General features: G+C 48.2%; 19 protein-coding genes and 1 pseudogene. 3 read left to right on the top strand and 17 right to left on the bottom strand.

The window, feature by feature from the left end; all coding sequences use genetic code 11:
* The first annotated feature begins 178 nt into the window (after positions 1 to 178).
* Positions 179 to 1433, top strand: a pseudogene (locus tag EXIG_RS04395) (dicarboxylate/amino acid:cation symporter).
* Positions 1434 to 1501: 68 nt separating this feature from the next.
* Here the strand turns inward: EXIG_RS04395 and pulA are convergent.
* From pulA to EXIG_RS04325, 13 genes are all read right to left on the bottom strand, one after another.
* On the bottom strand, positions 1502 to 4414 hold the full coding sequence (gene pulA, locus EXIG_RS04390) for a type I pullulanase (protein WP_012369718.1): 2913 nt from the start codon (positions 4412 to 4414) through the stop codon (positions 1502 to 1504).
* A gap of 167 nt (positions 4415 to 4581) precedes the next feature.
* Positions 4582 to 5514: an LCP family protein gene (locus EXIG_RS04385; protein WP_012369717.1), complete on the bottom strand. Its 933-nt coding sequence runs from the start codon at positions 5512 to 5514 to the stop codon at positions 4582 to 4584.
* An 11-nt stretch (positions 5515 to 5525) separates the two neighbouring features.
* A complete protein-coding gene (locus EXIG_RS04380; RefSeq protein ID WP_012369716.1) occupies positions 5526 to 6716 on the bottom strand; it encodes a DHHW family protein in 1191 nt (396 codons plus the stop codon).
* Between the two features lie 15 nt (positions 6717 to 6731).
* On the bottom strand, positions 6732 to 8120 hold the full coding sequence (locus EXIG_RS04375) for an MBOAT family O-acyltransferase (protein ID WP_012369715.1): 1389 nt from the start codon (positions 8118 to 8120) through the stop codon (positions 6732 to 6734).
* A complete protein-coding gene (locus tag EXIG_RS04370) occupies positions 8110 to 8604 on the bottom strand; it encodes a hypothetical protein (RefSeq protein WP_012369714.1) in 495 nt (164 codons plus the stop codon). Before EXIG_RS04370 ends, EXIG_RS04375 begins: the two co-directional genes overlap by 11 nt.
* The gene (gene wecB, locus EXIG_RS04365; protein ID WP_041261503.1) at positions 8601 to 9701 is read right to left on the bottom strand and encodes a non-hydrolyzing UDP-N-acetylglucosamine 2-epimerase; all 1101 of its coding nucleotides are present in this window, start codon (positions 9699 to 9701) and stop codon (positions 8601 to 8603) included. The genes EXIG_RS04370 and wecB overlap by 4 nt, the downstream gene beginning before the upstream one ends.
* A gap of 23 nt (positions 9702 to 9724) precedes the next feature.
* Positions 9725 to 10555: a teichoic acids export ABC transporter ATP-binding subunit TagH gene (gene tagH, locus EXIG_RS04360; protein ID WP_012369712.1), complete on the bottom strand. Its 831-nt coding sequence runs from the start codon at positions 10553 to 10555 to the stop codon at positions 9725 to 9727.
* 11 nt (positions 10556 to 10566) lie between these two features.
* Positions 10567 to 11367, bottom strand: a complete 801-nt coding sequence (locus EXIG_RS04355) for an ABC transporter permease (protein ID WP_012369711.1) — start codon at positions 11365 to 11367, stop codon at positions 10567 to 10569.
* The gene (locus EXIG_RS04350) at positions 11364 to 12656 is read right to left on the bottom strand and encodes a nucleotide sugar dehydrogenase (RefSeq protein WP_012369710.1); all 1293 of its coding nucleotides are present in this window, start codon (positions 12654 to 12656) and stop codon (positions 11364 to 11366) included. Before EXIG_RS04350 ends, EXIG_RS04355 begins: the two co-directional genes overlap by 4 nt.
* Before the next feature lie 301 nt (positions 12657 to 12957).
* Positions 12958 to 14181: a glycosyltransferase gene (locus EXIG_RS04340; protein ID WP_234944575.1), complete on the bottom strand. Its 1224-nt coding sequence runs from the start codon at positions 14179 to 14181 to the stop codon at positions 12958 to 12960.
* 11 nt (positions 14182 to 14192) lie between these two features.
* A complete protein-coding gene (locus EXIG_RS04335) occupies positions 14193 to 15515 on the bottom strand; it encodes a glycosyltransferase family 4 protein (RefSeq protein ID WP_234944574.1) in 1323 nt (440 codons plus the stop codon).
* On the bottom strand, positions 15407 to 16411 hold the full coding sequence (locus EXIG_RS04330) for a methyltransferase domain-containing protein (RefSeq protein ID WP_012369706.1): 1005 nt from the start codon (positions 16409 to 16411) through the stop codon (positions 15407 to 15409). The genes EXIG_RS04335 and EXIG_RS04330 overlap by 109 nt, the downstream gene beginning before the upstream one ends.
* A complete protein-coding gene (locus tag EXIG_RS04325; protein WP_012369705.1) occupies positions 16411 to 19053 on the bottom strand; it encodes a glycosyltransferase in 2643 nt (880 codons plus the stop codon). Before EXIG_RS04325 ends, EXIG_RS04330 begins: the two co-directional genes overlap by 1 nt.
* A 275-nt stretch (positions 19054 to 19328) precedes the next feature.
* On the opposite strand from EXIG_RS04325, the gene EXIG_RS15880 reads away from it, so the two are divergent.
* Positions 19329 to 19490: a hypothetical protein gene (locus EXIG_RS15880; protein WP_012369704.1), complete on the top strand. Its 162-nt coding sequence runs from the start codon at positions 19329 to 19331 to the stop codon at positions 19488 to 19490.
* A gap of 61 nt (positions 19491 to 19551) precedes the next feature.
* On the opposite strand, the gene EXIG_RS04320 is transcribed toward EXIG_RS15880, so the two are convergent.
* On the bottom strand, positions 19552 to 20544 hold the full coding sequence (locus EXIG_RS04320; protein WP_012369703.1) for an NADP-dependent oxidoreductase: 993 nt from the start codon (positions 20542 to 20544) through the stop codon (positions 19552 to 19554).
* Between the two features lie 192 nt (positions 20545 to 20736).
* Between EXIG_RS04320 and EXIG_RS04315 the strand changes: the two genes are divergently transcribed.
* Positions 20737 to 21798 (top strand): PTS sugar transporter subunit IIC, encoded by a 1062-nt coding sequence (locus tag EXIG_RS04315; protein ID WP_012369702.1) that lies wholly within the window; start codon positions 20737 to 20739, stop codon positions 21796 to 21798.
* Between the two features lie 59 nt (positions 21799 to 21857).
* Here the strand turns inward: EXIG_RS04315 and EXIG_RS04310 are convergent, their stop codons facing one another.
* The 3 genes from EXIG_RS04310 to EXIG_RS04300 form a co-directional block, all read right to left on the bottom strand.
* Entirely contained in the window at positions 21858 to 22484 is a 627-nt protein-coding gene (locus tag EXIG_RS04310) for an HAD family hydrolase (RefSeq protein ID WP_012369701.1), read from the bottom strand.
* Positions 22485 to 22496: 12 nt separating this feature from the next.
* Positions 22497 to 23081, bottom strand: a complete 585-nt coding sequence (locus tag EXIG_RS04305; RefSeq protein WP_012369700.1) for a DedA family protein — start codon at positions 23079 to 23081, stop codon at positions 22497 to 22499.
* 225 nt (positions 23082 to 23306) lie between these two features.
* Positions 23307 to 23741 (bottom strand): YkvA family protein, encoded by a 435-nt coding sequence (locus EXIG_RS04300; protein ID WP_012369699.1) that lies wholly within the window; start codon positions 23739 to 23741, stop codon positions 23307 to 23309.
* Positions 23742 to 23840: the final 99 nt, after the last annotated feature.

Raw genomic sequence — 23840 nt, 5'->3', positions numbered from 1 at the left:
CTTTGTTCTTTTCTATAGTCTCATGTTGCTTCCGTATTTACAACAAATTCATGATTATTCAACGAAAAAATTCGAAATATTTTGTAAGCGTTTTCTAATTTTTCATGAAATGTTTTGTCAAAATGGGGAATGATGTGTCAAAATAGACACAGTTATCTGAAAAAGGAGTTGTTCTGATATGAAAGAAGCCAAACGAATTATTTTCGGATTGATTCTCGGAGTCATCCTCGGAATCATTCTCGCTTTGTTACCAGACAAATCGATCTATGAAGGATTGAATAAGTATGCACTTCAACCAATCGGAACGATTTTCTTCAACCTGATTAAGATGCTCGTCGTCCCGATCGTCTTCTTCTCGATCTCCCTTGGTGTCATGGGACTCGGAAATCCAAAAGAACTGGGTCGCGTCGGCGGAAAAGCCATTACATATTTCATGACGACGACCGCTGTCGCCATCGTCATCGCTCTTGGTTTGTCATTACTGATCAAACCGGGTACGTTCGGGAACTTTGCGACAGACAACTTGAAGTATGATCAAGGCAACTTACCGGATACGAGTTTGATCAATACGATCGTCGGGATGTTCCCGACCAATCCGATCACGTCGATGGCAGAAGGCAATATGCTGCAAATTATCGTCTTCAGTGTCTTCATCGGTTTCGGGATCACATTCCTCGGCAACAAGGTCTCGACATTACGTTCATTCATCGAACAGGGAAATGATTTGATGACATATTTGATCGGACTTGTCATGAAGATGGCCCCGCTCGGCGCATTTGCATTGATTGCTTCCGCCGTCGGTGCACAAGGGTTTGATTCCTTAAAGGCAATGGGGCTCTACATGGCAGTCGCTATCCTGGCTTTGATCGTCCACTCCCTGTTGACGTACGGTTCGACCGTCTCACTGATCGGAAAAAATGAATCCGTTTTTCTTCTTCAAAAAGTTTGCGCCGGTCATGCTGTTCGCCTTCTCGACTTCGTCGTCGAATGCAACGCTACCGGTCGCGATGCAGACTGCACAGCGTGAACTGAAAGTACCGCGTTCCGTCTCAAGTTTCGTCCAACCGCTCGGCGCGACGATCAACATGGATGGTACAGCGATCATGCAGGGAGTCGCAACGGTCTTTATCGCTCAAGTTTATGATATCAGCTTGTCTCCGGCACAACTGGCAACCGTCGTCCTGACTGCCGTTCTCGCGTCCGTCGGAACAGCCGGCGTACCGGGTGTCGGGCTTGTCATGCTGACGATGGTGCTTCAGTCCGTCAATCTGCCTGTCGAAGGGATTGCCTTAATCATCGGGGTTGATCGTCTGCTTGATATGATGCGGACTGCGGTCAATATCACAGGTGACGCCGCTTGTGCAGTCATTGTCGCCAAATCAGAAGAAGGTAACCTGAGTGAAGAAGAGGAAGAAGACGAGCGTTACGCTTAACGTTTCCTCGATAAAAAAACGCGTCGCCTCCGTGAATCATTCACAGGGGCGGCGCGTTTTTGTGTTGATTATTTTTTTAAGACATACGAGCTGAGCGGATCAACCGTCACACTGCCCGAGACTTTTTTCAGTGTTTTCATTCCGGCGGTTTTCCCGTCGACGATGACACTCCATGTTCCTTTTGGTAACGTCATCTTGACAGCTTGACGTTTCGCATTATGAACGACGTAAAGATCCGTTTTTTGTTGGGGGGCATCGTCTGATAATTGATACGCCACCACTTGCTCCGGTACATCTTTAAACGTCAGGTAACGTCGGATGTCTTTTGCTGTCCCTAAATGAAGAACAGGGTTCGCTTTACGGACTTGAATCAGTCCTTTCATGTAATCGACGTCGGCTTGACGGTCCATTTTGCGTTTCCAGTCGAGCTGGTTGACAGCATCCGGTGATTTGTATGAATTATGATCGCCGCCTTTTGTCCGCATGAAATCTTGACCGGCATGAATAAATGTCGTGCCTTGTGAAGTCAGCAGAATGCTTGACGCCAAGCGGTGCATCTTGGTTTTCGTCGCATCCGTATCATTCGGATTCGTTAAGTTCAGCTTGTCCCACAGCGTGTGGTTATCGTGAGCTTCGACATACGTGATTGCTTGGTTCGGTTCTGCTGCGAAGCCGGTGATGTCTTTGTTGTACGCAATCTCACCGACGATTCCGCGTTTGATCCGTGTTTCAAGACCTGTTTTCCCGTTGATGAAACCGGCATCCGTGTCTTCAAAGACACTTCCTTTCAGTGCATCACGCAAGTTATCGTTGAAGTGAGCGATACCCGGCATCTGTTTGGCATTCGTCTGGTTGGCTTTGTCGGCTTCCGGAAGCGGTGTTCCGAGACTCCAGCCTTCTCCGAAGACAAGGATTGACGGATCAATTTTTGTCGTCGTTTTTTTGACGGCATTCATCGTCTTCACGTCATGAATCCCCATTAAATCAAATCGGAATCCGTCCCAACGGTATTCTTTTGCCCAGTAGCCGACAGAATCGACAATCAGTTTATGCATCATTTTCCGTTCAGAAGCGGTATCGTTTCCGACACCTGTGCCGTTGGCGAGATCACCGCCTTCCGTATAACGGTAGTAGTAACCCGGCACGATTTTATCGAGGTTTGATGCTTTCGCGTCAAACATATGATTGTAGACCACATCCATGACGGCGCGGAGTCCGTTATCATGTAGCCCTTGAATCATTTGTTTCATTTCTTTGATCCGGACTTTCGGATCGTACGGATTCGTTGAATAAGAGCCTTCCGGTGCATTGTAGTTTTTCGGATCATATCCCCAGTTGTATGTTTTGAGCGGATTCGTCTCGTCGACAGAAGCCGTATTGAAATCATAGACTGGAATGAACTGGACATGTGTGATGCCGAGCTCCTTCAAATGATCGAGTCCCGTTTTCGTCTTTGTTTTCTTACCGTCTTTCATCAGACGTGTTCCCGGCTTGACGACACCAAGATACTTCCCTTTTTGCTCGATACCTGAATCATACGTATCTCCCGTGACGTCAAACATCGACAGGTCACGGACGTGTGTCTCGTAAATGATGGCGTCTGTCGCTTGTTTCAGCGGCATTTTTGTTTTTGTCCAGCGTTTCGGGTTCGTCTCTCTCAAATCGACGACGACGCCTTGATCTCCGTTGACCGCCACAGCTGTCGTGTACGGATCGACGGCCCGTGTCGTTTCTTTGGCGTGCTTGACTTCATAGGTGTAGCCTGTTCCGTCGAGGTCACCATTGACTGTGATGCTGAAGACACCGCGGTCACCGCGGACCATCTTCACTTCACGGACGATATCCTTCGTTGTGGCTGCTTGTTTTTTCGGCAATTTGTAAAGTTCCAGTTCAACGGACTGCGCAGTCGGTGCCCAGACGCGGAATGTCGTTTTGCCTTTTTGATACGCCGTACCGAGTTTACCGTCGTACGCATATTTTTTGTCAAAAGCATCAGACCGCAATACTTTTCCTGCTTCTAAAATCCCTTCCCCGAATACCGGGTGTGAGACCGTGACGACATTTGCTAAATCAATATCCGACGCGACAGTCACGTGTAACGTCTTCGCGTCCACTTGTGTGACAACCGGATTGACCAGACCTTTGAATGTCAGCGTTTTTACATCTTCTGCTGCGATCGGTGAATTCGTTTTTAATGTCATCGTCTTAAAATCGTCTGCCAGGAAACTAGTAAACTTTGGTGTCCGATCGATATCCGGTTGGCTGTAATAAACGGTTTGATCGCCTTCAATCAACCAGATATCCTTGGCTCCCGCGTAGTAAAAACGATCAGCCCCGTCTTTTTCCGACCATCCTTCGATGTGAGGAATGATTCCGACGAGACGTTCTTTCGTCGTATTCGTCAAGGTGACGTTTGCTACAGCTCCAAACGCATCTTGTCCGTCAAATTCAAATCGTTTTCCGTCCTGCGCATTCGGCCATGCCCACACCCCGTACTTGTCGTAGTCATTGTCATAGCGGTAATAATGAATGTTCGTGTTGACGGACTCAACGTCACTGCCGCCTGTTGGATTGACCGGTGAAACGTCTTTGCTGCCTGATTCAATCCAGACTTCCGCCACACCGTCTTTGATCATGTCTTTTGTAATGAAGCGGTCGTTTTCTGACCCCGCATCTTTGTTCCAGGAATCATCGCGGACGATAAAACCGATTTTTTCCGGCTGATCCACCGGAAATTCGTAAGCGGCAATTTTCCCGTATGCATCTTGTCCGTTAAAGGCATGTGCTTTATTCGGGAAGTAATCCGGTCCATTTGCCCATAACCAGAGATTCCAATCTTTTGGTGCTGTTTTATCTTCCTTGTAGTGAATGATGACGAGTGTCGACTTCCCTTTTTCCAGTGCCAAACCGTTTACCGGGAATAAACTAAAGATCAGTGCAAACGTTAGCACAACTGCACAGACTGATTTCCATCGATTCATGCTATATCCTCCTTGGATTTATGTAATCGTTTTCATTTCCATTCTCCATTCGTTCGACTTATCTGTCAAAGCTTATTTTAGTTCACTAAAGAAAATAAGACTTTTGGACCAACAGCGACAAATAACAATAAAAAAAGAGAATGGCATGTCCGCCACCCTCCCACTGCTCATTTTGCTTGTTGATCCGTAATTTCATGGATTGTTTGTTTCGTGGCTTGCATCGAGTGATCCGAAGCAAAGAAGTACCAGACTCCGTCACTGGCGATATACCCTTCTCCTTCAAGTTTCAGCGGCTTCAACCGCTCGAATCCCGGCTGATTTTCCTGTGTGAGTTGGGCTGCTTCGGAAAACGTGATGTTTGTATTGAAATTGTTTTTCAGGACCCGGCTGACCTCTTCTAAGTTCGTCAGGATATCCGGTCCGGCAAGTTTCATACCGACGGCTTCAAGTACCTGACGTTGCCGGATTTGCCGGCCCATATCACCGAGCGGATCCTGCTTTCGCATTCGCGTGTATCCGCTCGCCTCGAGTCCGTCCAGTTTGATTTCCCCTTCCGCATAGTCCTTTTGTAAGCGTCGATCGTTCCAACTAAATGCGGACGGGTTATCCACGGTGACTCCGCCGACGGCATCCACAAGTTCAATCAGACCTTCCATATTGATTTTGGCATAGTACGGAATCTTGACATCAAATGTCTGTTCGACGGTTTCAATCGTCTCTTCCACCCCGCCATACGCATAGGTATGATTGATTTTCGTCTTTGCCCCATCTTTTAGTGTCACCTGCATGTCCCGTGGAATGGACAGCGACGTCGCCTGTTTTGTTTTCGGGTTAAACGATAATAACATGATCGCATCCGCCCGCCCCGGATCGTTTTTCCGTTCATCGACGCCAATCAGCAAGACATTGGCCGGTCGCATCGTTTCAAGCGGGAGCTTCTCTTTTCCTTTCAGCGGTGTAATGAAACCATCTGCTGTTTGTTGCAAGCGCAAAAAAGCATATCCTGTCGTGCCGCTCGCAATCAGGATGACGGCCAGTAACAAGGCACTGATCATACGCCAGCCGACCGAGGGCCGTTTTTTTCTTACACGTGATCTCACGGGGATACCTCCTATAGTTTCTGCTGATACGTCTTCATCAGTCCGGCAATATTGGAATTGTGTAAAAAGAGAACCGCATCAACGTTCTGTTGCTTCGCGAACTCGGAAGCATCAAAGTCTTTGTTGACGTACCGGACATCCACCACTTCGAGATTTGCGCTCCTCGCGAGAAACGGCAGGACGGGATTGGCAAACGAGTCCTTAAGGACAAGTAATTTAGGACCCTTCGTCTTTGAAGTCATCGATAAAATTCCATGATTACCGCGCATGAACACTTCATATCGATCGGCATAATCGCCCTCTTCCTTAATGAATTTTTCATCAATCAACGGCTGTCCGCATGTGTTGTCATAACAGACATCGATTCCTTTAAACTGATCCGCACCATAGTATTCAATCGTGTCACCTGTGCTTGCATATGCCAGTGTCGTCTTGCGTGCAAGGGATCCGAAGTACGGATGTTCCGAAGACCGTTTCGACCCGGGGTTCACTTCGACCTTTTTTAAGGCCGGTTCTGTTTTTCCGATGGTCCGCACAATCTCGTCATATGCTTGATAGGCACCGTCTATATTCCAGTGATGATCCGTTTTAAAATAATCGGACAACTGTAAACGGTCCAGTGAAATTGATGTGATGCCCGCTTTTGTAAAGCCGGCCTGCATCGTCTTATGCCGCTGTATTGCATTCGACGCGACATAATCCGGAATGATTCCATCGCGTTCCGCGACGACGGTTTTCGACGGTGCCAGGGCAAAGTAGACCGGACGGTCGACCTCTTGCGTGAACTGTCGGAAAGCGTCCGGGACGATCGGTTGCGCCGCTTGACTCGGCTCAATCAAGTAACCGTCTTCTGCCGTATAAATGCCGTTACGGAACGGTTGCCGAAGGACATTTTTTGATAATCGGGCCTGCATTTCAACAAACGTACCTCGAATCAGTAATTGATCAGTGAAATAACTTTCCATCTTCACCATGTCGTCACCCGAAATCACGCCTTGGACGGTCGGTTTGACCGCCTGTGCAAGGGCTCGATTTTCCAGTTGGGAACTGACGCGGTCTTCCCGAAGGATTGTCCCCGCGCCAATCGCCATCAAGATGACGAAAAAACTGATCGTCGTCAGCCACATCATCTTCCGTTCAAAGGATGAGGACGGTTGACCGTCCGCTTTCGGCTTTAATTTGCGTTCGATTGGTTGTGCCATGTCGTCTTCTCCTTTCTAGAAACGGAAATAAATAAAGGGATTAAATGTACTTGCGACGAGTGCCGATGTTGCGAGGAACAACAAGACCATCGCGTATCCATATTGCATCGTCTGTCCGACTTTGCCCGATGATTCGACAAATCGTTCACCGATCCGTTTTGGAATCGGGGTCGCAGCAAGACACGACAGCGCTAAAATGACACCATTTTGGACGAGCTGATAACTCGCTCGGTCATCCCACAGCACATCCGGGACGAACATCGCTTGAATGTACGTAATCGCTTCCGGGAACGTTTCCGCCCGGAAAAAGACCCACCCGACCAAAACGAGCACCAGTGTCCATACCGTTGCGAACACGGGAACCCGCGCCAATAATTTCCCGAGAAATGCTTTTTCGAGCATGATCCAGATTCCGTAGTAGACGCCCCAAGCAACAAACGTCCAGCTTGCGCCGTGCCAAAGTCCGGTCAATATCCAGACGATTCCGAGATTGCGATACTGTTTCCATGGCGACACCCGGTTTCCTCCAAGAGGAATGTAAACATAATCCCGGAACCAAGAGCCTAAAGAAATATGCCACCGGCGCCAAAATTCAGAGACTGATTTTGAGATATACGGATAGTTAAAGTTTTCAAGAAAATGAAAGCCAAACATCAACCCCAGTCCAATCGCCATGTCACTGTATCCGGAAAAATCAAAATAAATTTGCAGAGCATAGGCGATGATTCCAATCCAGGCGAGACCCATCGACAGATCTTTCATGTTAAAGATCGTATCCGCGACTTGTCCGCATCCATTCGCTAAAATCAATTTTTTGGATAAACCGATGATAAAGCGACGGACACCTTGTGCAAATTCAGGCAAGGTTTCCCGCCGGTGGTTGATTTCGTCCGCAACCGTCTCATAGCGGACAATCGGACCGGCAATCAACTGCGGAAACAACGCGATGTACAAAGCAAGATTGAGCGGGTTTTTTTGGACCTGTCCCGCTTGACGATACACATCGATGACATAACTCATCGCTTGGAACGTAAAGAAGGAAATTCCGATTGGTAAAACGACTTCCGGGACAAACAGCGTCGTTTGAAACGTCTCGTTGATTGACGTCACAAAAAAACCGCTGTATTTAAACCAGCCGAGCAATCCCAGATTGACGACAATCATACTGAACATGATCCATTTGACACCGATTCGTGTCCGGTACGCGTGGACGGCCAAGGCAAACAGGTAGTTGATCAAAATGCTCGTCAACATCAATAGGACGAATCTCGGTTCACCCCAGGCATAAAAGAAAAGGCTCGCTACCAAGAGCCAGCCGTTCCGAAACGTGCGTGGCAACAAGTGGTAGACAAGCAACACGAACGGTAAAAATAGAAATAAAAAAATCGTCGAACTAAATAACATGATAGGATTCCTCCTGCTTGATCGGAACAAGCCGGTTGACGTGTAACGCTGTCAACCGAACCCGCCTGTCCCCTTCGAGTAGAAACTTGAATGCAATTTTAAAATAGTCGGCGCCTTTGACTCGTTTCAGTTGTAAGGAACACGTTGTTTTTCCGTTTACCGTCAGCCATTCCGTCTCGGAATGCATCCGTTTTTTTTGCCCGTACTGCATCTTGAACATCTGAACGTCGCATGACGTTTCCGCTTCCAGTTCGCACGTCAATGTGACGGACTCGGCCTGTCCAAAAGAAGCGTCGGCACGATACAACTTCGAGGGAGGATATTGAAAGCCCTGATCAAACAATTGAATGTACAGCTTATCGGTCGGATCCGCCTGTTGAAAATCGAACCAAACACCGTCCGCATCTTCTTCGAGCAGAATCTTATCCCGGTCCCCTTGCGGAAAAAACTGATAACTTGCCAGTTCCAGTGGACGTGAACTCATACCGGTACCTCGCTTAAAATCGCATCAACAATACGTTCTGCCGCATGACCGTCTCCGTATGGATTCGCCGCTTGTGCCATCGCGTCATAAGCCCCTTGATCCGTCAGTAACAGATGACCCGTTTCATAAATACGTTCCGGATCCGTCCCGACAAGCTTCAACGTACCGGCCGCGACACCTTCCGGACGTTCGGTCGTATCACGCAAGACGAGGACCGGCACGCCAAGCGAAGGTGCTTCTTCTTGAATACCGCCAGAATCCGTCAAAATCAGTGTCGCCCGGGCTGCCAAGTTATGAAAATCAAAGACATCGAGCGGTTCAATCAATCGGATGCGCGGATGATCGTTCAACTGTTCCGCTGCCTCGAGGACAATCGGATTCGGATGGACCGGATAGACGATTTCAATATCCGGATGACTGTCCGCCAATCGTTCGACGGCATCAAAAATTTGCGATAATTGCAAGTGATTTTCGCGTCGGTGAACGGTCAACAAAACCAGTTTCCGTCCGCTTGCTGTAAGATCCGTCAACACCGGGTGCGTGTAGTCTTTCGAAACCGTTGTTTTTAACGCGTCGATGACTGTATTTCCCGTCACGATAATCGGACTCTGTTTGTTCTCGAGCCGTAGATTTTCTGCTGCCTGATCGGTCGGTGCAAAATGGTAATCAGCGAGTACACCCGTCAATTGACGATTCATCTCTTCCGGGAATGGGGCATACTTCTGATACGTCCGTAAGCCGGCTTCGACATGACCAACCAGAATCTGTTGGTAAAAAGCCGCAAGTGAAGCCGCGAATGTCGTTGTCGTATCCCCATGGACCAACACCAAATCCGGTTGCTCTTTTTCCAAGACACGACGCATCGCATTTAAAATCCGTGCCGTCATCTCTTCGAGTGTCTGACGTGGACGCATCAAGTCTAAATCATGGTCGGGAACGATCTGAAACAGTTCAAGGACTTGATCGAGCATTTCCCGGTGTTGTGCCGTCACGACGACGATCGGTTTGACCCCTTCTCGTTTTTCCAATGCTTTGACGACAGGCGCCATCTTGATGGCTTCCGGTCTCGTTCCGAACACTAGCATGATTCGTTTCATTCGTTCCATCCCCTATCCGTTATTCATGACGACAATTCAATCGTTTCACCGCGTGCCGAACGCTCGATTTCATCACTTCGTCCTGTTCTTTTTTTCATGACATAATGTGCAGCTTGTTTTTTCGTCAGCTGCTTGTACCAATATAAATATTTGTTATACTCCGCCATCGTTTCCGCTGTCGGTCCAAACATCCGAACTTCTCCATACTCGAGCCAAAGGATTTTTGTACAAAAACTTTTGACTTGATTCAAGGAATGGCTGACAAAAAAGATCGTTTTTCCTTGGTCGCGAAACTCCCGCATCTTATCGAGACATTTTTCCGTAAAGGTCTGGTCACCGACCGACAGCGCCTCATCAATGATCAGGATATCCGGATTGATATTAATTGAGATGGCAAAACCAAGACGCGCCCGCATCCCGCTTGAATATGTTTTGACGGGTTGATCGATGAAATCTCCGATGTCCGCAAACTCCAGAATTTCCGGTGTAATCGCCTGGATCTGTTTTTTGGTCAGCCCCATCATCAATCCTTTTAATTCGATGTTGTCCCGTCCGGTCAGCTGATTATTGAGACCACTGGAAATCGCGATTAATGCCGATTTACCGCCAAGCGTCACACGACCGTATGTCGGCGGCGTGACGTTGGCGAGCAGATGCGACAAAGTCGACTTCCCACTCCCGTTGATTCCGACCACACCGACGATTTCGCCTTGTTCGACGGAGAACGAGATATTTTTTAAAGCATAAAACGGTTTACCGCTGACTTTACCGAACAACACTTCTTTTAATTTATCAATTGGTCGGGCATACAAGACGTAGCGTTTTGAAACATTCTCGAATACGACGTGACTCATGTTTTTTCCTCCTAGACATAATCAATGAAGTACCGCCGGAACCGCAGATGAACTGCTGCTCCTACCACTAACAAAACGGACGTCACAGTCCAGAAGTAGACTCCATACCAGACGTGATCGAGCAGATAACCGGTCCCAATCAATGCCGAGCGGTATCCTTCGATCAAATAGACGAGAGGATTGATCATCAACAACGTCTTAAACAGACTGTGATCCGGCGGAATCCACATGATGGGCGTCAAATACATCAACATCCGGATCGCCGAAGTCACCATGTTTTGGACATCCCGAATCATCGTTGCCAGAGCAGACAACAAAAGTGAGACGGCATAGAGAAAAATCACACCCGCCGGGACGATATACAACAATTCAAACGTATGCCAGCCCGGAAAATAACCGAATGCCATTCCGAGAACAATCGTCAAGGCAATCATTGCGACATGGCGGTAAAATTGCGCCAAGATGACATAGGCCGGGATCGTACTGAGCGGAAAGTGCATTTTCGAAACAAGGGCGACCCGACCGTAAATCGATCGTGAGCCGCTTGGAATCGTACTGCCGATGAAAAACCAGGCAATTAGTCCACTGACCAACCAAAAGACGAATGGAATCCCGTCGACCGGATTTCCGCCACGGATTCCGAAACCGAACACGACCCAGTAAACGCCAATCTGCAGGAGCGGCGTCATGATTTCCCAGAACCATCCGAGATATTGCATGCTGTATTGACTTTTTGTTTCATAAAGCGAAAGGCGAAAGATCAGATAAAAATGATCTTTCAGCTCTTTCCCGATTGTACCGACCCCGTTCATATCGCCTTCGCATCCACTTCCGTCGTTTGATACGTATGCAGGTTACCAAAGTTCAGGACCGTGATGTCCTCAAGCGGTTGAACGATTCCTTTTGTATCAAACAAGACCGGTGTCCGCATCTGATTCGCAAGACGCCGTGAGTCAAACTGTTTAAACTCGTCATGGTCGACGAGCACCAGTGCCAGGTCCGCACCTTGGATCGCATCAATCTCATCGACAAGCTCAAAGCGTGACGAAATCGAACGTTCGACGTGTGAATCACAGACTGCTACATCCATGCCGCGGTCAATCAGTTGCTCGATGACATCGACAGCCGGACTTTCACGCATGTCGTCGACGTTCCCTTTGTATGTGACGCCGAACACTGCGATTTTGGGCCGGACGTGAGACGCAACTAGGCGCTCTGCCTGTTCAGCGACGAAGTGCGGCATGTTGACGTTTGTTTCCCGTGCCGTATGAATGATCCGGGCAAGGGACGGTGCCTTAGCAACGATGAAGTATGGATCCACCGCAAGACAGTGTCCGCCGACACCCGGTCCCGGATGATGTAGATTAACACGCGGGTGCATGTTCGCCATCTCGATTACGTCGAGCACGTTGATCTCGAGTTTGTGACACACTTGCGTCAGTTCATTGGCTAGGGCGATGTTGACATCGCGGAACGTGTTTTCCATCAATTTCGACATCTCTGCCGTCTTCGCATCCGTCTTGACGATTTCGCCCTGAACGAATGTTTTATATACCGCTGCACCTGCATCCGCGCAAGCCAATGTCAATCCGCCGACAATCCGGTTATTGTGAATGAGTTCATGTAAGATTTGTCCCGGAAGCACCCGCTCCGGACAATGAACGACGAAGACGTCTTGACCAATGACGAACCCGGCTGCTTCAATCAATGGTCGGACATGATCATCCATCGTCCGCGGAGCGATTGTTGATTCGACGATGATGACGTTGCCTTTTTGAACGTGCGGCAACATATTCTGAACAGCTGACAGGACATACTTCAAGTCACACGATTTATAGGTGTCATTTAAATTCGGTGTCGGAACAGCAATTAAAAAGACATCTGCGGGTTCCGGTGTCAGTGTTGCCCGAAACTTTCCGTTTGCGACGACACGCTTGATGACATCTTCAAGTCCCGGTTCTTCAATATGAATGTCTCCCGCATTCAACATCTTAACGATGCGCGGGTCGATGTCGACCCCGACGACGTCCGTTCCGTGATCTGCAAACATGGCTGAAGAAGGTAATCCAATATATCCGAGTCCGATTGTACAAAGTTTCATTTTGTCATTCCTCCATCTAGTTACGAGTTAGTCCTTCACGTCAGCAAATTACCGACTGTGTCGTGGCTGTAACTAGACCATAACGACAATTGCTTGTGTTTCCAATGGTTCTAACCATCTCTTAAACCATTCTTCACAGACCTTACATTCAAGGCGTTTCCTGTACTTTTTGTAAAGCTTGTAAATAATCAACAAACATTCATCGCATTCGGCAAACAAACAACCGAATCCGGTCACTTCCGCTGTTTCCTGTCGTGGATTTGCCTGCATCTGTCTTGTTCCATCTTCATTCAGTGTTTAATTACTTCGTTATTTCACGGTAAACGTCCAATAAATGATGTTTTTCTTTATCCCAGTTGTATTTCCGGCGTGCCTGCTTTGTCCGTTCTTTCATCGCCTGACGCAAGCCGTCTTCCTCAACGATTTGGTTCACGGCGACAGCGATCGCTTCCGGGGATTCAACGTCAACGAGTAAGCCGACGCCTTCCGTTTCGACGACACGCCGAATTTCCGGTAAATCCGACGCAACGACCGGCACGAGTGCCGCCATGTATTCAAACAGCTTATTCGAAGAAGCCGAATAGTGATTAAAGCAGATGTTTTGCAGAACTTGAAAACCGACCGTCGCAGCCGCCGTATAACTCGGCAGTTGATCAAGCGGTACTTTATCAATAAAATGGATCCGCTCCCGTTCCGGGGACTGTGCCGCCAACTCCTGGAGCCGCGGTTTGATTTTTCCGTCTCCAACAAACAGCAAAGTCCCACGCCGGACAAACGGCATCGCTTCAATCAGTCGCTCAAGTCCCCGCCCTTCCTGAATACCGCCTTGGTACAGCAAAATGGGTTCGTCCTCCTTGATGCCGATTTCTTGATGTACGGATCGCGGTTGTGGTACTTCTTCGTGATAAAACGGATAATTATGCAGGACAGCCGGCCATTCGCCATAAAGTGATGCGTGGTAGTCTGCCCGTGTGTCATTTTCAACCATCGTTCGATCAACAAACCGTAACAAGTAACGCTCAAACAACCCCTGTCCTTTTCCGTAACCTGTCCGGTCGGTCTGCACTTCATGCGAATCGTAAACGATCTTCGCCCCTCTTGCGGAAAAAATCGCTTGAGGCAACGTGTTTAAATCGTTCGCATGCATGATATCGTACGTGTGTTTGCGAGCCGCCCGCGTCATGCGGATGATTCCAAAGCTGTTGTACAGTGCATAGCGGACAAACCGGCTTTTCTGTAAGAGAAACAGTAGCACCAAGACCGGAATCAGCCATGGAAACAGCAAGAACACGCCTGCGCCGGCCATCAGCGTAAGAGGATTACGCTTCCGGATCCGGCGCAGCACGGATTCAAGTGGAGGTGTCCGATCGATTCGAAGAATCTGAAAACCTGCCTGGTGTCGTTCGAGTTTCGGCAAGCTCCCATCATTCAGGCAATACAGATCAACGTGATACCCGGCTTCCGAAAGCGCCGTACATTCCCGTAAAACACGTGCATCGTTCGTAAACGTATTCCAAACAAACATTCCAATCCGCTTCATTTACTCACCCCTAATACTCGAAGATCGGTTTGACGAATCGCCTCAAACAACCGCTCTTGATTTTGTTCCCAGTCAAAGTGCGCCTGGACATACTTCACACCGGACTGCCCCATGGCGCTGCGTGCTTCGGGATGTTCAGCCAAGTACCGGATATGCTTGACGATCTTTTCACGACTCCGCTCGCGGGAGACAAAACCCGCTCCCGCATCTTCGATGACTTTGGCGGCATGCCCCGAAACGGCTCCGACAATCGCACACCCCATCGCCATGTAGTCGATGATTTTTCCGGGTGTCACCGTGTCGAACGCTGTACTCTCGACCAACGTTGCAAAGGCGATGTCACTCTTCGCCAATTGTTTCAGCGCATCCCATCGTGGCATCGCGTTCATGAAGTGAATGTTCGTCAGTCCCCGCTCGAGAACATGGGCTTCGAATTTTTCCTTGTGATACCCGTATCCGACGACATGGAATTCAATGTGTTTATCCTCTTTTAGTTGTTCCGCGACATCAAGTAGTAAAAAAACATCCTGCGCCAGACCGATGTTGCCGGTGTAGACGACACGGACCTGCTCCGATACTTTCCGCCGTTTAATCAACCATTCATTTTCCTCAATCGAATTCGGGATGTAGTGAATCTTTTCTGGTGCAATCCCTTTCTTTTCGATATACGAACGAAACCCTTCACTGTTGATGACGATTTGATCGGCTTGGCGGTACATCCATTTTTCCAGCCAATAGAGTGGCGCAAGCAACAACCGTGATTTCGTAATCCCGACTCCGACCAGTGATTCCGGCCATAAGTCGCGAACGTCCAGAATCAGCGGTGCTTTTTTCAGGTGTTTGGCAACGACTCCGACAAGACCCATGAAGATCGACGGCGTCGTCGCATAGATGTAAGCGTATTGTTTAGTATCGTGCCGTACTTCCTGGACTGCCAGGACAAATTGTTCAATGAACAAACGGAGTCTGCGCCATAAATTCGTCGTCGCCCGAAGATCACGTGGTTGAATTCGGGTGATCTTCGCAGCATCCAGACTCGGCTCGTCCCAAAACATGGCATCCGTATACAGTTCAGCTGTCGGATAGAGTGGTTCCGACGTCAAGACGTGGACCTCACTCCCCTGTTGCTCCATCCGTTTGAAGATATTTTTCATCCGGTTCGCAGCACTCCCGATCTCCGGATAAAAATTTTGGCAAATCATCAGAACGTTCATCGTCTCCGGGCCCGTCGTTTCTTTACCTTTCGTCTGAACTTCCAGTAACGGATGACGATTTTTCCGAGCTTTGAATTTGCGAGTGACCGGTACTTTGATTTCCATTCTGCATTCGCCTCCAAGACATCCAGATTCGACACAAGCGCCCCTTCGTATCGCGCGAGCACCATTTGATACTGTTGCGTCAGCAACTCAATTTCGTCTTCCTTCTCTGCGAGTTGCCGCGTGAGCTGATCCCGCTCTGACACCAACTCCGCTTGTTCCTGTTCGATGTCCTGCTGTTTTTGCTGCTTCAATTCCCACTTTTTATTCAGTTGCTTCAAGCGGACGATTTCAGTAAGATGCAACCGTTCAACCGCTTCAAAAGCTGTTTCGAGCCAACTGACTTCTTGTTCCGTTACCGGGCGTGACGGTTGTTTCTCCGGATGAAGCGTCAACGTCACACCGAGCCATTTATCGATGCGTTCCAACTGCTCAATCGTCCCGTATGGTGTCAATTGTTCCAGCAGATGCTGTAAATAATACGTCCGTTTATGATCGGCATAATCGTTCACACCGAATGGAACGGTCACGACGAGCCGACCACCGGGTTTTAAGAACGCACAGGCTTTTTCGACAAACCGCTCCGGTTCCCCGATATGTTCTAAGACTTCCGTCATCAATACCGTGTCGAATCGTTGGGACGTTTGGAAGGTCATCAGATTGGCTTCTTCCAATTGAATCAATTCTTGAACGGAGTGTGCTTCTTCTCTTAGTGCCGCCGTCGCTTCCACGATTGCTTCCGGCGAGACATCGATACCGACTACCTGCTTGCCTTCGCGCCCGAGCAAAATCGGAACCAGTCCACCGGAACAGCCGATATCGAGAATTTGACTGCCTTTTGTTTCCCGGACGATCCAGTGGACCCGAGACCGGACCTTTTTCCCGAATGCGACGCCGAGTTGATCATAATAAGCGGCCCGAATTTCATCTTTCGGTCGCATCATCTGTTTTGTCTGCATCATCTGACCTCCTCCAGTAACAATGTTTGAATCGCATCCGTCCGTTTCATGTCCGCCAACTCCACGAATTGACGGATCAGCGGGTTCGTCAGGTTCATTGGTTCATAAAAAGCAACAATCATACGCAGTAATGCGACACTCGGGGCAAAATCCTTGTCGCTGCAATACCAAAGCTTCACTAAATACCAGTGTTCAAAGAAATGCTCAAAACGTGTTGTCTTATACGCATCGAGCACACCGTAACGGGCAAATTTCTCTGCCCGTGCCTTTTCCCGGACAACACTTCGTTCGAAGAAACGAACCGTCAAGGAGTTGACGGTTGAACCGGCAACCGCGGCATAGTAATAATGGATGACACGATTTACGAGCAAGACACGATTTGCGTGCAACATCATCTCTTGGAAAAACAGGGAATCTTGTCCGACGGCACCTACCACCTGCTCCAGCTGATGTTCCTGCAGAAAACGTCGGTTGACGACCAGCGCCTGAATACTTTGAACGGAAAAGCGATTTTCCAATAAGTAGGCTTTCGGTTGATCACACACCGTCCGTCCTTGTTTACGAATCTTCGGCAACGCAATGATGCTTGTTTTTTCCGCCAGTTTCTTCATGTGGCCGACAGCAAAGTCGAGTGTCGGATCTTGATCCAACTCAGCCAACAGTTCGGCATACCGGTCACTCAAGACTTCATTATCAGGATCAAGGAAAGCGATCCGTTCCGAGCGCGCCAGTTCCACCCCTTTGTTGCGCGGACGTGACGCACTGCCGCTGCCGCCCGTCGGAAACAGATAGGTCACGACATTCCCGTGACGTCGTGCCAGGCGGTCAATCGCTTGGCGGGTGAATCGATCCGTCGATCCATCGTCGACCAAGATAATTTCCGACTCTTCAAACCGATCCATCCGTTTGAGGCTGGCAAAACATTTATACGTCAAATGCCTGCCATTGTTGAAGATCGGGACGATGACAGACAGCACAGGAGCCTTGACCATTGCGGTGCCACCACCTTCGTTCCACTCCAGCGCGTCCAGGAACAACGTCTCTCCCTCAATCTTTCCTTCGGAGAACTGCTCATACGGGAACGCTTCACGCCAAATCATGGCGTTCACTGTCGACCCTTCCGCTTCCCGGATTACAAAATGAGCTTCTTCAGTCCGCGTTTTGCGGGTGATTGACACATCACTGTATTTGAACCCGTTCACCAAATCTTCCAAGTAGTACTCTCCGTATGATTCAGCCCCGTCGAGCACAGTGACGAGATCGGCTGAGACATAAAGCGCTCCGGTCAACTCTGATTCGTGACAAATTACATCAGCGGTGATTGATTGACGTGCGAGCAGTTGTTCAAGTTCCGGCGTCGCATTGCGTAAGACGACGAGAAGCGTCCGTTTGACCGGCGGCATGTCCAGTTGCAGAAGCCGCGTCAATTGATCAATCCGGTCATAGACCGTATGCAACGACATGACAGAACGAATGCCTTCAGCCCGGAGTCGATCAATCTCCTCTTGTGTCGTCCGCTCTAGAATCGCCTGTACTTCTTGGTGGTCATGGATGGTAAAGACGTTCGGGAAATCGTTATTGACGGCGATACTGTAGTTCGACAAAATCAGATTGCCGAGCGCTTGTGATTCATAGACCCGACGCGCACACATCGTCTTGCTGTACTTGATACTGTTTAGATTCAACACCCAGTCATAACATTTACTGACCTGTTGCAATGCGTCATAGGGAATCGCAGGAGCCACACGCGGGACGTAACGTTCCGGAAAATGATAGTCCGGTAGGTTTAACTGATAGTTGCGGTCAACGATATCGAGTGTATGATCTGAGCGTAAGACACCATCAAATAACATCTCCGTATCTTTGACACGCTCCGGATATTTCGCCATCCAGCTGCCGGCAAACAGCACGTGTTTTTTGCGGCTTCTCGTCGCTCCGACCGGATTGTGGATGATCGGATTAACACCAAACGACGTTGCTTCAATCCGGTCGTGTCCACAGAGTACTTGGTATTCCGGAATCATCGCTTCGTCTGATGTTAAAATATAGTCGGCAACTTTCGCCAGATCACTGAACCGGTCAAAATTGCTCGGGTCTTCCGTCGACTGGAAGACGACCGGGATTCCTTTTGCTTTCACCTGTTCCATCATGTCGAGCAAACGCTGCCGTTTTTTAGAAGTCGGCGTCGCGACTCCTTTCCAATCATCACCGTGCAGACCTTTCCAGGACGTGACGACAAGAAAGAGATCAATCGGCTTTTCAAAGACGTCCGTAAACGTTGCCGGATTAACATAATGTAAATGTAACGCGTCCTGATAGTAGGCATGCATGAACTCTGAGCACACGATCGCCACCTCAAGCGGGCGGCGTTCATAATAACGTGAACCGCCCGTCACAGGGATGTCTTCGTACGCAATCTCTTTCAGCAACTCTCTGTTGCTGTCCTGATGGTAACGCTTCGTTTTGGCTTCGAGTGGGGATGACTTAGGGCGAACCGTCGTTTTCATCCGCAAGACCTCGAGTTGTTTTAGACCCTCGATGGACGCACGGTTTGCTGCCGGTGCGGATTGGATTCGCTTCTGTTCAGTCCGCACCCAGTTTAATTGTTCAATGATACTTTTTTTCCACTTTTGTTCACTCACACGTATACACCCTTCCTTCATTCATCTCTGTTTCAGTCTACGAGACCAGTTCAAAGAGGACTTAAAGGTCATGCAAGGTTTTTGTAAAGAGTTGATGAAGCAATTGTCCTTTTTCCTTACATTCACCATCAAATGAAGAGGAGTTTGCGTGGAGTCGAGTTTGTTCGTATCTTGTTTTGCTACAAAACCTCAATCTCATCAAAGTGTCCGTTTCGTTTTTAGAATCGATAATTCGGGTACATATAAAATATCGAATACAAGGGGGATAAACACTCATGATGGATAAAAAACAAGATACACCAAACGAAACAGCGGATGTCGGCTTACATCCGGATCCAGAACCAGCCAAAACATCTGATCCGGGAATCAAACCGGCCGAAACACAGCATCCGGATCCTGATGTCGAAGAATTAAAAAAAGATCCTGCTGATCAATAAATTCAAGCACAAAAAAGGTGTTGCTCTCCGCTCAGGAAAGCAACACCTTTTTGACGTACTCTTATAATTTGACCAACAGTTTTCCCGTGTTCGACCCGTCAAACAGACCAAGAAAGGCGTCCGGGACTTGTTCAAACCCTTCAAATATCGTTTCTTCGTACTTCAACTCACCATTGCTGACCCATTTACCAAGTTGTTCCGCTGCTTCTTTAAACCGTTTGCCATAGTCTCCGACCAAGAAACCTTGCATCCGTGCGCGCGCAATGATCAATTTCGATTGGACCCGTGGACCTAAATCCGCCTGTTCGTTATAGCCGGAAATCGCCCCACAGACTGGAATACGGGCAAAAGGATTCAATCGATCAAGAACGGCATCCCCGATTGCACCGCCTACATTTTCAAAGTAGACATCGATCCCGTCCGGACAAGTCCGATCTAAGGCTTCGCCGATCTGCTCCGTTTTGTAATTGATGACTTCATCAAATCCAAGTTCCTCTTTTAGATACTGAATCTTTTCAGCACTTCCAGCAATCCCGACGACTCGTGCGCCTTTAATTTTAGCGATTTGACCAACAATTGATCCAACGGCTCCTGCTGCTGCCGAGACGACGACCGTTTCGCCAGATTGCGGGTTCCCGATGTCGAGCAGACCGAAGTAAGCGGTCATACCTGTCATTCCGAGCACACCCAGTGCCGTTGAGACAGGCGCCAATGTTGCATCGATTTTACGGACTTGTTTTGCATCGACCACGGATTTCGTCGCCCAGTCGAGCATTCCGACAACGGTGTCACCCACTGTTAACAGATCACTTGTTGATTCAACGACCCGCGCGACGACACCACCTTGGATGGGTGCATCCAGGTCGAATGGTTGCGAGTAAGAACGTGCATCATTCATTCGCCCGCGCATATAAGGATCGACTGAGATATAGAGCGTCTCTACTAAAACTTGATCCGCTTTTAAGGCGTCCAATTCGATCGTCTCATAACGGAACGTGTCCCGTGTTGGACGTCCCTCTGGTCTGCTGGCTAATACGATTTGTTGTTCTGACATAACTGTTCCCTCCCCGATTTTTTACCTCTCCACTCTAGCAGTCCTTTTGTTTCAGTGCGAATAGTTTGCTTTTATTTTTTCAGAAAATTCCATTTTCTGCTTGACGTTTTGAACGCTCTTTCGTATGATTAAACACAATTCATCACTTTTATACTGTTATGCATAAAAGCGATACATAAGGAGTGAATTTAGTTGAATACGACCTTAAAACGTTTTGACCGCCAATTCGGTGTCCATGTCTTAAACGGACTCAGTATCGGCATCTTAGTTGCTCTTATCCCGGGAGCGTTGCTTGGTGAACTTGCCAAAGCCTTGCTTCCCTATTTTTCTCCTGCGCAACATATCATCGACTCGACTGCTCTTGCGATGCGGCTCTTGCCGATGGTCATCGGTGTCGCCGTTGCCATGCAGTTCAAGGCAACCCCGATTGAAGCGACCTCGATTGGTCTTGCGACTGTCGTCGGATCCGGTGTCGCAAACCGAACCGAGACCGCCGGTTACTTATTCATCGGAACCGGTGATGTCATCAATGCCGGATTGACAGCCGCAGTCGCAACTGCCCTCGTCATCTGGCTCGGAAGTCGTTTTAAGACGTATACGGTTCTCGTCATTCCAACCTTAATCATCGTCGGAGCCGGCGGAATCGGTGTCCTGACCTATCCGTTTGTCACGAAGATCACGGCCACGATCGGTCAAGTGATTACACACTTTACCGTTCTTCAACCGGTGTTGATGGGCATTGCCTTAGCCGTTACTTTTTCGGTCCTCATCGTATCACCGCTTTCGACGGTCGGGATTGCAACAGCCATCAGTTTATCCGGTGTTGCAGCAGGAGCCGCTAACCTTGGTGTTTGTGCGGCAGGTTTCGGACTCGCGATTGCCGGGTGGCAGGCCAATTCCCGCGGCACGTCCATCGCTCATTTTTTAGGATCTCCTAAAATTCAAATGGCGAATTTCATTCGCAATCCGATCATGATTCTGCCCGTCATGTGCAGTGCCGCCGTACTTGGCGGACTCGCAGGTGTACTCGGTATTCAAGGGACCCCCTTCAGTGCCGGATTCGGTATGTCGGGTCTGATTGGTCCAATCAATGCGCTTCACTTGATGGCAGGAGGATGGACGTGGATCAATATTTCGCTTGTCTTCGGACTGTTTATTGTTTTGCCGGTGATCCTGTGTCTTCTGTTCCATCAGCTCTTCCGCCGTTTTCGTCCTTGGACGAATCACGAGCAGTACCGACTTGATTTTGATTAACAAAAAAAAAACAAGCAGACGCTGACTCATCAGCGCTACTTGTTTTTTTGCTCATTCCGTTATACAAACTTCAACAAATCAAGCGGTGTCTCCAGCTGATGGTCAGCCGTCTTCCATTCTTGTTCTGTTCCAAAACCGAAGCAACAAATCGCTACCGGCATATTTTGTAGTCTGGCCGCCTCAACGTCCGACGAACGGTCGCCGACCATCAGATAGTCGACCTCGCTAAACTCTTCACGATGTGCGGCTAAAATGTCTGCTTTTTGTTTCCCGTTCACCGACTCCAAACATTTTGGACTTGTAAAATAAGATCGAATGTTTTGGCTGTCGAGAACAAGATTTAAATAATGTACCCCGCAATTGCTTGCTGTTGATACGATATGTCCCTGATTCGTCAATTGTTCCAATAATTCTCGAATGCCATCAAACAGAACATCTTGATTCTGCATCGTTTGCTCCAAGTGATGATGACGTTTTCTACGAATCTCTTTAATGTCGTTTTCAGAAGCATCCGGGATTGCTTTTCTCCAAAAAGCATTACCCGCCAAACCATAACTCGACTGGACACTTGCTTTGGATGGTTTGACCAGATGCGGCATATCTTCCATCGCAAGATGAATTGCCTCTGTCATCTGATCGGTCGAGTCGATCAATGTACCGTCAATATCAAATAAAATCACTGCCATGTGAACACTCCTCTATTTTTTAGATATACTTTGTTTTTTCATGAGCGTTTTTTTTCGGAAATACAGATAACCTGCACCAAATACGATGAGACCGATTATCCAGGGAAGGTAATGGTGGAATTCAGGATGCCGCCCCATCATGCCATGTCCAAGTTTCTTTCCGCCCCAGATAAAAAAAGTGGACCACATAAAAAAAGAAATCGTCGTCGCAATCGTAAAAGTGAGACGCGAGACACCGGTCAACCCTGCCCCTATCGCAAATCCCATCCGCCACATCGGTGACAGCAATAAGATGAAACGACCGCGCGTATCCATTTGACGTTGGAATCGCACCATCTTCGTTTCAGAAATACGAAACCATCTAAAAATTCGTTTTAGTAAACGGTCACTTCCGAGACGCCCGATTGTAAAGAAAATATTTTGACTGATCACAAAACTCATGACGGCCACGATCAACATGACAATCAGGTTAAACTCCGTTGTGTGGACCAGATAGCCTGCATACGCAAGCGGCACTTCACTCGGTAAAAAGGGAAACATCAAACTCAACATGATTCCAAAATAACCGTATGATTCAATCCATGAATGCCAAGCCATTCCATACCTCCTTCCCAAAAAAGTTTCTCTGCTTCTAGTGTAACGAACTTTCAAGGACGCGTACAGAAATGACGTTTTTGTTTCCTGCAAAACAAGAGCTAGTTTCGATTGACCGCAAGTACATGAAACGAGGACTTTCATCCAAACGAAAACAGAAGGCGGATTCAAAATCCACCTTCTGTTTTATATGAGGACCAACTGTCTCAGTCCGGTTGTCTCATGAAATTAGTAAGCATCTTCACTTTGAAGCGGCTGCGTACTTGCTTTTTGTTGCTCATCCTGCCAATCACTGAATCGTGTCAACTCTTCGAAAATCGTTTTCGTCACGAACAGGATGATGGCGATATCATCCGCAAATCCGAAACCTAACACAAAGTCCGGCACTAAATCGATCGGTGAAACGAGATAAATCAAGGCCCCGATTACTTTCAAAATCGTCGTCCTGCGAATATTTCGGTATTCACCGGATTGATAGGCACGAACCATATCGATAAATAAACGGACGGGAGAAAAAACGATCGATAGCGTCGAATTCTTATTTATTTTTTCACTTGCACGTCGTAACATTGAATTTGTTTTTTTAGGTTGATTGATATACGCTTTAGCTTCATCTGCATATTTTTCTTGTTCTGTTTCGAGCTTTTGATTTGATAAATCCATCAAAAATCCCCCATTCAACATAATAGTAGCGTTAGCTACCTTTTATGTTCCCTAATGCCTATCTGGATAATCCTTTCTTCAAGGATACAATATGTTTTA

The organism is Exiguobacterium artemiae 255-15 (assembly GCF_000019905.1).
GTDB classification, from domain to species: domain Bacteria; phylum Bacillota; class Bacilli; order Exiguobacteriales; family Exiguobacteriaceae; genus Exiguobacterium_A; species Exiguobacterium_A artemiae.
Note: the sequence above shows the minus strand (reverse complement) of the source record. Positions and strands in the feature narration are given on the sequence as shown.

Bases quoted from the DNA above. Each gene is read 5' to 3' on its own strand.
- EXIG_RS04340 (WP_234944575.1), bottom strand. From the start codon at position 14,181: ATGTTTGTTTGGAATACGTTTACGAACGATGCACGTGTTTTACGGGAA.
- EXIG_RS04380 (WP_012369716.1), bottom strand. From the start codon at position 6,716: ATGGCACAACCAATCGAACGCAAATTAAAGCCGAAAGCGGACGGTCAA.
- EXIG_RS04350 (WP_012369710.1), bottom strand. From the start codon at position 12,656: ATGAAACTTTGTACAATCGGACTCGGATATATTGGATTACCTTCTTCA.
- EXIG_RS04320 (WP_012369703.1), bottom strand. From the start codon at position 20,544: ATGTCAGAACAACAAATCGTATTAGCCAGCAGACCAGAGGGACGTCCA.
- EXIG_RS04370 (WP_012369714.1), bottom strand. From the start codon at position 8,604: ATGAGTTCACGTCCACTGGAACTGGCAAGTTATCAGTTTTTTCCGCAA.
- EXIG_RS04310 (WP_012369701.1), bottom strand. From the start codon at position 22,484: ATGGCAGTGATTTTATTTGATATTGACGGTACATTGATCGACTCGACC.
- EXIG_RS15880 (WP_012369704.1), top strand. From the start codon at position 19,329: ATGATGGATAAAAAACAAGATACACCAAACGAAACAGCGGATGTCGGC.
- tagH (WP_012369712.1), bottom strand. From the start codon at position 10,555: ATGAGTCACGTCGTATTCGAGAATGTTTCAAAACGCTACGTCTTGTAT.
- wecB (WP_041261503.1), bottom strand. From the start codon at position 9,701: ATGAAACGAATCATGCTAGTGTTCGGAACGAGACCGGAAGCCATCAAG.
- EXIG_RS04355 (WP_012369711.1), bottom strand. From the start codon at position 11,367: ATGAACGGGGTCGGTACAATCGGGAAAGAGCTGAAAGATCATTTTTAT.
- EXIG_RS04335 (WP_234944574.1), bottom strand. From the start codon at position 15,515: ATGGAAATCAAAGTACCGGTCACTCGCAAATTCAAAGCTCGGAAAAAT.
- EXIG_RS04300 (WP_012369699.1), bottom strand. From the start codon at position 23,741: ATGGATTTATCAAATCAAAAGCTCGAAACAGAACAAGAAAAATATGCA.
- pulA (WP_012369718.1), bottom strand. From the start codon at position 4,414: ATGAATCGATGGAAATCAGTCTGTGCAGTTGTGCTAACGTTTGCACTG.
- EXIG_RS04305 (WP_012369700.1), bottom strand. From the start codon at position 23,081: ATGGCTTGGCATTCATGGATTGAATCATACGGTTATTTTGGAATCATG.
- EXIG_RS04375 (WP_012369715.1), bottom strand. From the start codon at position 8,120: ATGTTATTTAGTTCGACGATTTTTTTATTTCTATTTTTACCGTTCGTG.
- EXIG_RS04330 (WP_012369706.1), bottom strand. From the start codon at position 16,411: ATGCAGACAAAACAGATGATGCGACCGAAAGATGAAATTCGGGCCGCT.